Source organism: Erwinia sp. MYb416 (assembly GCF_037479575.1).
In the GTDB taxonomy this organism is placed as follows: Bacteria; Pseudomonadota; Gammaproteobacteria; order Enterobacterales; family Enterobacteriaceae; genus Erwinia; species Erwinia rhapontici.
The window spans coordinates 629-1,052 of record NZ_JBBGYT010000039.1; the positions used below are offsets into that span (position 1 = coordinate 629).

At 59.2% G+C, this 424-nt stretch carries 1 protein-coding gene; it reads left to right on the forward strand.

What is annotated here, in order from left to right:
• Positions 1-13 precede the first annotated feature (13 nt).
• Positions 14-424 (forward strand): 2-amino-4-hydroxy-6-hydroxymethyldihydropteridine diphosphokinase (folK, locus tag WH277_RS00365; RefSeq protein WP_339503694.1); only part of this gene is annotated, 411 nt, incomplete at its 3' end.

Consider the following 424-nt stretch of genomic DNA (forward strand, 5'->3'; position numbering starts at 1 on the left):
ATAATAACGACGCATGATCCGCGTTTATCTGGCGCTGGGGAGTAATCTGGCCGACCCGTTGCATCAGGTGCAGTGTGCCCTGAATGCGCTGGCGGCCATTCCCGATACCACGCTGGTTGCCACCTCTTCCCTCTACCGCACCCCACCTTACGGTCCGCCGGATCAGCCTGATTTCCTTAACGCCGCTGTGGCGCTGGATACCCGACTTGACGCTGAATCCCTGCTGAACCATACCCAGCGTATTGAACTGGAGCAGGGCCGCGTACGCAAGGCACACCGCTGGGGGCCGCGTACACTCGATCTCGATATCATGCTGTTTGGTGAGCAGACGCTGAACACGCCGCGCCTGACAGTGCCGCATTATGATCTGCACAACCGCGCCTTTATGCTGCTGCCGTTACTGGAGATCGCCCCTGAACTTTGC